The sequence below is a fragment of the Haloarcula salina genome (assembly GCF_049603855.1).
Classification (GTDB): Archaea; Halobacteriota; Halobacteria; order Halobacteriales; family Haloarculaceae; genus Haloarcula; species Haloarcula salina_A.
The window spans coordinates 355,004-364,256 of sequence record NZ_CP187146.1 but is presented as its reverse complement, the minus strand read 5'-3'; the positions used below and the strand labels follow the sequence as shown (position 1 = coordinate 364,256).

Genomic DNA, 9,253 nt, shown 5'->3' with positions numbered 1-9,253 from the left:
GTAACCCCTTCAGACGGCAGTCGACGACGGCCGCGAGGGGTGGCGGGCGAACGGGTCAGTCCAAAGGTCTAAGCCCTCCCGGGACCGAATACGAGTCACTATGAGCACCGAGACAGAGGACGGAGACGACCTGCGCGAGCGCATCACGAACTTCCTGCGTCGGAACTTCCCGCAGATCCAGATGCACGGCGGCAGCGCCGCCATCGAGGAGATCGACCGCGAGTCCGGGAGCGTCACCATCAGGCTCGGCGGTGCCTGTTCCGGCTGTGGCATCTCCCCGATGACCATTCAGGCCATCAAGACGCGCATGACCAAGGAGATCCCGGAGATCGAGGAAGTCACCGCGCGAACCGGGATGGACCAGCAGGAGGGCATGGCCGGCGGCAGCGGCGGCATGAGCCCGTCGTTCCCCGGCGAGTCCCGCGGCGGCGATGTCGGCGGCGACGAAGACGAAGGTCCCGAAGCGCCGTTCTGAGGCCAGCACTCGCTTTTTTCGGACGCGACGGCTCGGAGCCGTCGGCTCGTCGAACAGGTCGCGACGCGCCGTTGGAAGGGTCACCGTCCCCGTCGCGCCCGCCCAGAGCCACACCGATTAAGACCACGGGGACAGTCGCGGCGAACATGGAGACTGTTGGGACCGTCGTGTGGGCGCTGTGGGCGATGTTGCCGGCGTACGTTCCGAACAACGCCGCGGTGCTCGCCGGCGGCGGGAGACCGATCGACGGCGGCCGAACGTGGGGCGACAGCCGCCTCCTCGGCGACGGCAAGACCTGGCGCGGAACCGCGGCCGGGACGCTCGCCGGAGCGGCGCTCGCAGTCGCCCTCAACGCACTGTCACCGAGCGTGAGCGCCGCCGTCGGCTACACGCTACCGACCTTCCCACTGCTGGCCGGCGTCGGGCTGGCCTTCGGCGCGATGGTCGGCGACATCGGGGCCTCGTTCCTCAAGCGCCGGTCGGGCCGCGAGCGCGGGGCCGCGTTCCCCGGACTGGACCAGCTCGACTTCGTCGTCGGCGCGCTCGTCTGTGCGTTCGTCGCCGCGCCGTCGTGGTTCGGCGAGACGTTCACCCTCCCCGTGCTCGTCGTCGTCCTCGTGGCGACGCCGGTGCTCCACGTCGTGACCAACGCCATCGCGTACTTCCTCGGCCTGAAGAACGAGCCGTGGTAACACTCCGTACCGGCCCGCGGAGTCCCCCCTAGAACTACCTGCGTCGCCAACAATGTCACAGCAGATGGCCCTGACCAACACCCTCCCTATCCTCAGACGGACCCCGCCACCCATTCGGCGCGCGACGGCGACCGGGGTGCTCTGTTCGGCGATCTTCCTCCCAGTCATGTACGTCCTCCTGCACGCGTACGTGGTCCTCACGATAAGCGTCGGTCCCGTCGAGACGCTCAACAGCGTGATCGACTTCGCCCTCGTCGCCGGCGGCGTGACGACGTTCCTCGCGGGGTTCGTTTCGCAGTTCGTGTCCGAGACGGTCCTCGCCGAACGAACTGCGTAGCTCCATCGAACCGACGAAGAAGTGCGTTTTTACGCGCTGACCGAGGAGTGTCGAGTATGACTACACGAGGGGAGACGCTGCGACTGGCGACGCGAGGATCGGACCTCGCGTTGCGGCAGGCGGAGACGGTTCGGGACGCGCTGTCGAGCCGCCGGCTCTCGGTCGAACTCGTCGAGGTGGAGACGACGGGCGACCAGATCCGGGACGAACTCATCCACCGACTGGGCAAGACCGGCGCGTTCGTCCGGAGCCTCGACGAGAAGGTGCTCGACGGCGACCTCGACGCGGCGGTCCACTCGATGAAGGACATGCCGACCGAGCGCCCCGAGCGCCTCGTCGTCGCGGGCGTCCCCGAGCGGGGCCCGGCCGACGACGTGCTGGTGACGCCCGACGGCCGCTCGCTGGACGAACTCCCGGAGGGCGCGACTGTCGGCACGTCGAGCCTGCGCCGACGCGCCCAGTTGCTCGCCGAGCGGCCCGACCTGACCGTGGAACCGCTGCGGGGCAACGTCGACACGCGCATCGAGAAGCTACTCGCCCCGTCGCTCCAGCGTGACCACCAGGAGCGCCACGAGGCCGAACAGGAGCGCAAGGGCGAGGCGGGTGGCGACGTGGACGAAGCTGACGAGACAGACGGCGAGGATCACCCCTACGACCGCACGGTCGAGGAGTGGTTCGACGACCTCACGGAACTGGAACGGCGCTCGATGGAGCGCGACCTCGACGTGGAGTACGACGCCATCGTGCTGGCGAGGGCCGGCCTCTACCGCGCCGACCTCACGCGCTACGTCGAATTGAGCGACCTCGACCCCGACCGGTTCGTCCCCGCGCCGGGCCAGGGCGCACTGGCCATCACCGCCGTCGACGGCGACCTCGCGCTCGACATCAAGGAGCGCCTCGACGACCCCAAGACCCGCGTCGAGACGACCGTCGAGCGGACGATTCTCGAAGAACTGGGCGGCGGCTGCGTCGCCCCCATCGGCGTCCACGCCACGGTCGAGGGCGGCGTGGTTCACACGCGCGTCCGCGTGCTCTCGCGCGATGGCGACGAGGAGGTCTCGGTCGCCCGCGACCTCCCGGCGGAGCGCCACATCTCGGCGGCCCAGGACCTCGCCGACGAACTCGCAGAGCGGGGGGCCGACGACCTCATCGCCGAGGCGAAGCGGGAGACCGGCGGCGCGGACGACGACGCCGCGACCGCGCGGGAGGAAGACGACGCATGACCGAGGTCGGCAAGGTGTACCTCGTCGGCTCGGGACCCGGCGACCCCGACCTGCTGACGGTCAAGGCAAAGCGCCTGCTGGAGGAGGCCGACGTGGTGCTCCACGACAAGCTCCCCGGCCCGGAAATCCTCGGCGCGATCCCCGAGGAGAAACGGGAGGACGTTGGCAAGCGCGCTGGCGGCGAGTGGACGCCACAGGAGTACACCAACGCGCGGATGGTCGAACTCGCCGAAGCGGGCAAGACCGTCGTCCGACTGAAAGGGGGCGACCCGACGGTATTCGGCCGCGGCGGCGAGGAGCTTGCGCACCTCGCCGAGAACGAGATTCCGGTCGAGATCGTCCCGGGAATCACGAGCGCCATCGCCGGACCCCAGGCCGCGGGCATCCCGGTCACGCACCGCGACCACGCCTCGTCGGTCTCCTTTGTCACCGGCCACGAGGACCCGACGAAAGACGAGTCGGCCGTCGACTGGGCGGCGCTGGCCGCGACCGGCGGCACGCTCGTCGTCCTGATGGGGGTCGGCAAACTGCCCCAGTACACCGAGGCGCTGCGCGAGGCGGGGATGGACCCCGAGACGCCGGTCGCGCTCGTCGAGCGCGCGACCCGGCCCGAACAGCGCGTGGCGACCGGGACGCTCGACACCATCGTCTCGGTCCGCGACGAACGCGATATCGAGCCGCCCGCGATCACTGTCATCGGTGACGTGGCCGGCGAGCGCGAGCGGGTGGTGTCGTTCCTGGAGGGGTACTGATGCGCGAGGCCCCGCGCCTTCGCGTCGCCGCGTTTCGCCCCGACGACGAACGACTGGCCGACGCCGTGGAACTCCTCGAATCGCTCGGCGCAGACGCGGTCCCCGACCCGATGCTCGCGGTCGAGCCGGCCACCGACGGCGGCGAGCAGGTCGCACCCCGGACCGACGCCGACTACGTCGTCCTGACGAGCAAGACCGGCGTCGAACTCGCCGCCGGCGCTGGCTGGGAGCCCGGAACGGCGACGGTGTGTGCCATCGGCGAATCGACCGCCGACGCGCTCCGCGAGGCCGGCTACACCGTCGACGTGGTCCCCGAGGAGTACTCCTCGACCGGACTCGTCGCGGCGCTCGACGCCGAGGTGGCCGGCGCGCGCGTCGAGGTCGCCCGCTCGGACCACGGCTCGGCGGTGCTGACCGACGGGCTGGAGGCGGCCGGCGCGTACGTCCACGAGACGATTCTCTATCGGCTCGTCCGCCCCGAGGGGTCGGGCGAGTCGGCCGATCTGGCGGCCGCCGGCGACCTCGACGCGGCGCTGTTCACCTCCTCGCTGACGGTCGAGCACTTCCTCGAGGCGGCCGCCGAACGCGGCGTCCGGGACGAGGCGGTGTCCGGCCTGAACGAGGCGACGGTAGGCGCGATCGGCGAGCCGACGCGCGAGACGGCCGAGGATCACGGAATCGTCGTCGACGTGGTTCCGGAGCGCGCTGACTTCGAGGCACTGGCCTGCGAGGTCGTCGAAGCGGCGGCGCCTACGCACCGCGAGTGACGGGTCGGGAAGCGGCGACCGACTGCCCGCACCAGGTCTCCTCTCCGGACGCTACTCCGACGCCTCTGCCCGCTCGCGTGTCCCCTCGATCTCGGCGCGGAGCGTCTCCAGTTCGTTGTCGACGGCCCGCTCGCTGGAGAGGCGGTCGAGTTCGCGGTCGATGGAGTCGCCCTCGTCCAGCACCGACTCGAGGTCGCCGCTCTCCTCCAGTTCTTCGAGCGCGGCCGCGCGGGCCTCCATGCGCTCCGTGCGCTCGGTCGCTCGCTCGATGGACCGGTGTACGTCGGCCATCGTGTCCCCGGCCCCGGTGAACGCTTCGGAGACCCGCGCCGACGCCTCGGCGGCCTCGTAGCGGGCCTTCATCGTCTCCTTTCTCGTTCGGAACCGCTCGACCTGACTGCTGAGTTCGGCGCGCTTGCCGACCAGACGGTCCTGGGTCTCCTGCAGATCGTCGATCTGGGCCGTCAGCTCCGAGATCTGGCCGACGTTGACCTGTTTCTTCTCCAGTGCGCGCCGCGCGAGGTCCTCGCGGCCCTGCTGGAGCGCCGAGCGGGCCTGGGCGTCGTGTTTCTCGACGTTGTCGCGCAGGCGACGGCGGTGGATCTCCAGTCGCTTCTTCTGGGTCGTCACGTCGGCGATGCCGCGGGTCACGTCCTGAAGTTCGTCTCGCAACTGCTCGTAGGAGTAGTCCAGTTCCGCCGACGGGTCGGACGCCCGGTTCAGGAGGGCGTTGAGCTTCGACCTGACGACGAACAGGAACCGCCCGAGCAGACTCATGGCTGTCCCGCCCAATCGAGTGTCTGAATCGGCTGCTCTCTGGTCGCGAACGAAGACATGTCCAGTCGTACGGTTGACACCATTATAATAGCGCGGTGTCTCCACGGCTTAACACGTGGTTAATCGAGCGAAGTGAGCGAAACTCGCGTCCAACGTCTCCCCGCTTGATATGGGATCGGGCCGGACGGACAGGCAATGAACGAGAAGTTGCTCGCAGTCAGCGGCGTCTGCGCGCTGGTGTTCGCCGGCGGCGTCGCGGCGTTCGTCGCGGGCGTCGGCCCGGTCCCCGGCGGGAGTGAGCCGGTTGCGCCGCTCCCGACCGAGACGCCGGCGGCAGACGCCGACGCGGCCGCCGGAGACGAGAGAACGGGCGGTGGTGCACAACAGCCCTCGGCGACCGAGCGCGAGACGCAGAGCCGTCCTCCCTTTTCGTTTGCCGTCGACGCCATCGAGTCCTGCGGACGGACCTGCCGCGACGTGACCTCGACGCTGACGAACCGCCAGGACCGGACGGCACGGAACGTCACGGTCACCACGCGCATCTACGCCGGAAACGACACCGGCGGCGAACCGGTCTGGTCGGGATCCGAACCCGTCGGGACGCTCGACGGCGACGACACCTACACCGCGACGCGGCGCGTCGAACTGTCCTACCGGGACGGCTTCGCCATTCAGCGGGCCGGCGGCTGGATCACCGTCCAGACCACCGTGACGACGGCCGACCGGACCGTCACGCTCACCGACCAGCGCAACGTCGGATGAGCGCGAGGCCATGCGGAGCGTCGGGCGAGCGGTATAGCGGCGTTTCCGGGACTTCGACGCCGCGAGCGCTCCGCGTCTGAACGTTTTTATCCCGGGGCGCACCTACCCCCGGTACGATGACAACGACCGGCCCGGTCCCCGCGCTCGCCGACCGCGCGACGGCGTGTGCCGACCGCCTCCGAGCGGCCGACCGCGTCCTGCTCGCGTCCCACATCGACGCCGACGGGCTGACCAGCGCCGCCGTCGCCACGACGGCGCTGTCGCGGGCCGACATTCCAGTCGAGACGGTGTTCAAGAAGCAACTCGACGCGACGGAGATCGCGAGCATCGCTGCCCGCGAGTACGACACCGTGCTGTTCACCGACTTCGGCTCGGGCCAGCTCGACGTGATCTCCGAACACGTCGCCGCGGGCGACTTCGAGGCCGTGATCGCCGACCATCACCAGCCGTCGGACCCCGCGGACTGCCACCCCGACGCCGTGATGGATACCGACGGCTACGCCGACTTCGAGACGCACCTCAATCCGCTGCTGGAGGGCATCGACGGCGCGTCGGAGCTCTCGGGCGCCGGCGCGGCGTACGTCCTCGCCCGCGCGCTCGCGGACGAGGACACCGACAACCGGGACCTCGCCTCGCTGGCCGTCGTCGGGGCCGTCGGGGACATGCAGGCCGTCGGCGGCGAGCTGGTCGGCGCGAACGCCGGACTGGTCGAAGAAGGGATCGAAGCCGGCGTCGTCGAGGAGGGGACCGACCTCTCGCTGTACGGCAAGCAGACCCGCCCACTCCCGAAACTCCTCGAATACGCGACGGAGGTCCCCATCCCCGGCATCTCCAACGACGAGGCCGGCGCGACCCGGTTCCTCGAAGGCCTCGGGCTCGACCTGAAGGCCGACGGCGAGTGGCGGACGTGGGCCGACCTCACCGACGACGAGCGCCAGACCGTCGCGAGCGCCCTGGTCCGGCGAGCGGTCGAGCGCGGCGTCCCGGCGGACAAGATCGAGACCCTCGTCGGGACCACCTACACCCTGCCGGCCGAGCCCAGCGGGACGGAACTGCGCGACGCCAGCGAGTTCTCGACGCTGCTGAACGCCACCGCCCGGTACGAGCGGGCGGACGTGGGGCTGGCGGTGTGTCTCGGCGAGCGCGACGCCCCCCTGGAACGCGCCCGGCGGCTCCTCTCGAACCACCGCCGCAATCTCTCGGAGGGGCTGACGCTCGTCAAAGAGCGCGGCGTCACGCAGGCCGGGTCGGTCCAGTGGTTCGACGCAGGCGACGCCGTCCGCGAGACCATCGTCGGCATCGTCGCCGGAATGGCGCTTGGCACCGACGGCGTCGACTCGGACAAGCCCATCATCGCCTTCGCCAGCAAGGACGACGAGGAGACGAAGGTGTCCGCGCGCGCGACGGGACCGCTCGTCGGTCGCGGCGTCGACCTCTCGGCCGTGATGCGAGAGGCCGCCCAGTCCGTCGGCGGCGACGGCGGCGGTCACGACATCGCGGCGGGCGCGACCGTGCCGGCCGGCGAGGAGGACGCCTTCGTCGAGGCCGCCGACGAGATTATCAGCGACCAGTTGTCGTAGCACGAGCGGGGCCAAACACGCCGTTCGGGTGATGAGTGTGTGTTTCTCTCGCCACGACCGAGTATCAGCAATAAAATTATACGTGTCGTTCTCCGATACCCACCCGATGGACTCTCGGGGCCTGTTCGACGTTGCACTGGTCGCCCTCGCGGGGCTTCTGGCCTACACAGAGACGTTCGGCTTCGCGAGCCCGCGGGCCACGCTCGAAGAGATACTCGCAATCGTGGCGGGTCTCGACGTCCGGGTGTACCTCGTCCTCGGCGGCGTCTTCGGCATCTGCTTCGTCGCGTACCTCACCGTGTATCTGCCACAGAAGGACGCCCGGACCATGCAGCGCTAGTATCGGGCCATCTTTATTCCCGGCCGCCGACCGTCCGGGCAATGACGGAGTTCGACCCAGAGAAATTCGAGGACAAGTACGCGAACTACTTCCCGGAGCTACAGAAGGCGTACAAGAACGCCTTCGAGCGGATGAACGACACCTACGACTCGGAACTGGTCCACGCCATCGACCAGCAGATCCTCAACGAGTCCGAGCCATTCTACGAGGACGGTGAGTTCACCGTTGAGCTGCCCGAGGACCCCACCGACCGCCTGACGGCGATCATCGTCGACGACGAGAAGCTCGACGCCGTGCTCTCGACGTACGTCGAGGAGATCGAGACCGAACTGCGGCGCGTCTTCGGGCTGGACGACTGAGCGGCGGGCGGTGCTGTCGGAGACGATCGAGGCGTCGGTGCCGAAAAAACGGGACTCGCGTGCCTCACTCGGCAGGCGTCGATTCTGGAGTCGCTGTCGGGTCAGGGGTCGACGTCGGTTCGGGCGTTGCTGTCGACTCGGGGGCGACCGTCGACTCGGGGGTGGGCTGGGGTGCCGGCGCACCGCCGCCCCCGCCGATGGTCGCACCGCCGCTCCCGGGAACGGTTGCATCGGGACCGGACTGCGACGGACCGGCCGGCTGCGGGGCGTTCGCGGGGGACTTCTGGCCCGAGACGAGGAAGTCGAGCAGGTTCCCGACCAGTTCCTCGTTGTCGGCACGGTAGAGGTACTCCTGGCTGATGACGTTCGTATCGCCGACGGCGACCACGGGACCGGACCGGGCGACGACGCCGTAGGTCCCCTGTCGTCTGGTCTGTGAGAGCGTGGTTCGCTCCGTCGCCGTGACGGCTTGCTCGCCGCCGCTGACCGGGATGGCGGCGTGGAACACCGCACGGTCGACGCCCTCGGTGAGCGCCGAGTCGCCGGACGGCGTCGCGTAGACGCTCCGGTAGTTGGTGTCGTACTGGTGCATGTTGTACAGGTAGCCGTTCTCGTAGGCGAGGCCGTACTGGCTCGCCAGCGGGGCCATCGGGCTGGTCACGCCCTCGCTGCCGAGAGAGACGACGATGCCCAGGCCGGCGGCGGTCGCCTGCGAGGGCTCGTTCAGCAACAGGACGCGGCCGCCGGCGTCGGTGAACGCCGACAGCCCGTCCAGTTGGCTCTCGGTGTAGCGCTGCTGGGCCCCGACGACGACGAGGGCGTCGGCCGAGCGCAGCGAGGCGTTCAGCGGCCGCCCGCCCTGGCGCTCGCCGACGTGGTAGCGCACCGTCGCACCGTTCTCGGTCAGCGTCGAGACGAGCGGCGACAGTTCTTCGCGGTCGATGCTCGCCGAGTGGGCGGTGTCGATGACGACGACCGCCCCGTCGGCGTCGGCCGACATCGAGAGCGTGCCGTTCTCCGCCGGCACGTCGGCGACGGCCCCGTCGCTGTTGAACGACTGGGCGTCGACCTCGGAGACGGCGGGGGCCGACTGACCGCCGCTGCCGACCAGAGCCGCCCCGACGGCGGACGCGACGACGACCACGGCGACGAAGAAGCCGACGCGGGCGACCGTTCCGGTGAGCGCCAT

Annotated in this window: 12 protein-coding genes; 10 read left to right on the top strand and 2 right to left on the bottom strand. The window is 69.8% G+C overall.

What is annotated here, in order from left to right; translation table 11 throughout:
- Positions 1-100: 100 nt before the first annotated feature.
- The 6 genes from ACOZ4I_RS01850 to ACOZ4I_RS01825 all read left to right on the top strand — a co-directional run bounded on the left by ACOZ4I_RS01850 (position 101) and on the right by ACOZ4I_RS01825 (position 4,246).
- Entirely contained in the window at positions 101-475 is a 375-nt protein-coding gene (locus tag ACOZ4I_RS01850; RefSeq protein WP_424002451.1) for a NifU family protein, read from the top strand.
- A 146-nt stretch (positions 476-621) separates the two neighbouring features.
- Positions 622-1,167 (top strand): CDP-2,3-bis-(O-geranylgeranyl)-sn-glycerol synthase, encoded by a 546-nt coding sequence (locus ACOZ4I_RS01845; protein ID WP_424002449.1) that lies wholly within the window; start codon positions 622-624, stop codon positions 1,165-1,167.
- 64 nt (positions 1,168-1,231) lie between these two features.
- Positions 1,232-1,504: a hypothetical protein gene (locus ACOZ4I_RS01840; protein WP_424002447.1), complete on the top strand. Its 273-nt coding sequence runs from the start codon at positions 1,232-1,234 to the stop codon at positions 1,502-1,504.
- Between the two features lie 56 nt (positions 1,505-1,560).
- The gene (gene hemC, locus ACOZ4I_RS01835; RefSeq protein WP_424002445.1) at positions 1,561-2,727 is read left to right on the top strand and encodes a hydroxymethylbilane synthase; all 1,167 of its coding nucleotides are present in this window, start codon (positions 1,561-1,563) and stop codon (positions 2,725-2,727) included.
- The gene (cobA, locus tag ACOZ4I_RS01830) at positions 2,724-3,479 is read left to right on the top strand and encodes a uroporphyrinogen-III C-methyltransferase (protein WP_424002443.1); all 756 of its coding nucleotides are present in this window, start codon (positions 2,724-2,726) and stop codon (positions 3,477-3,479) included. The genes hemC and cobA overlap by 4 nt, the downstream gene beginning before the upstream one ends.
- Positions 3,479-4,246, top strand: a complete 768-nt coding sequence (locus tag ACOZ4I_RS01825; protein WP_424002441.1) for a uroporphyrinogen-III synthase — start codon at positions 3,479-3,481, stop codon at positions 4,244-4,246. Before cobA ends, ACOZ4I_RS01825 begins: the two co-directional genes overlap by 1 nt.
- Positions 4,247-4,297: 51 nt before the next feature.
- Here the strand turns inward: ACOZ4I_RS01825 and ACOZ4I_RS01820 are convergent, their stop codons facing one another.
- Entirely contained in the window at positions 4,298-5,023 is a 726-nt protein-coding gene (locus ACOZ4I_RS01820) for a PspA/IM30 family protein (RefSeq protein WP_424002439.1), read from the bottom strand.
- 195 nt (positions 5,024-5,218) lie between these two features.
- Here ACOZ4I_RS01820 and ACOZ4I_RS01815 point away from each other — a divergent pair, with 195 nt between their 5' ends.
- From ACOZ4I_RS01815 to ACOZ4I_RS01800, 4 genes are all read left to right on the top strand, one after another.
- Positions 5,219-5,785, top strand: coding sequence for a hypothetical protein (locus tag ACOZ4I_RS01815; protein WP_424002437.1), 567 nt, complete (start codon positions 5,219-5,221; stop codon positions 5,783-5,785).
- A 116-nt stretch (positions 5,786-5,901) separates the two neighbouring features.
- Positions 5,902-7,365 (top strand): DHHA1 domain-containing protein, encoded by a 1,464-nt coding sequence (locus ACOZ4I_RS01810; RefSeq protein ID WP_424002435.1) that lies wholly within the window; start codon positions 5,902-5,904, stop codon positions 7,363-7,365.
- A gap of 106 nt (positions 7,366-7,471) precedes the next feature.
- Positions 7,472-7,705: a hypothetical protein gene (locus ACOZ4I_RS01805; RefSeq protein WP_424002433.1), complete on the top strand. Its 234-nt coding sequence runs from the start codon at positions 7,472-7,474 to the stop codon at positions 7,703-7,705.
- 41 nt (positions 7,706-7,746) lie between these two features.
- Complete coding sequence (locus ACOZ4I_RS01800; RefSeq protein WP_424002431.1) at positions 7,747-8,064, top strand: DUF5783 family protein; 318 nt, start codon at positions 7,747-7,749, stop codon at positions 8,062-8,064.
- 64 nt (positions 8,065-8,128) lie between these two features.
- Here ACOZ4I_RS01800 and ACOZ4I_RS01795 read toward each other — a convergent pair whose 3' ends face one another.
- Positions 8,129-9,253: a DUF4350 domain-containing protein gene (locus ACOZ4I_RS01795; RefSeq protein WP_424002429.1), complete on the bottom strand. Its 1,125-nt coding sequence runs from the start codon at positions 9,251-9,253 to the stop codon at positions 8,129-8,131.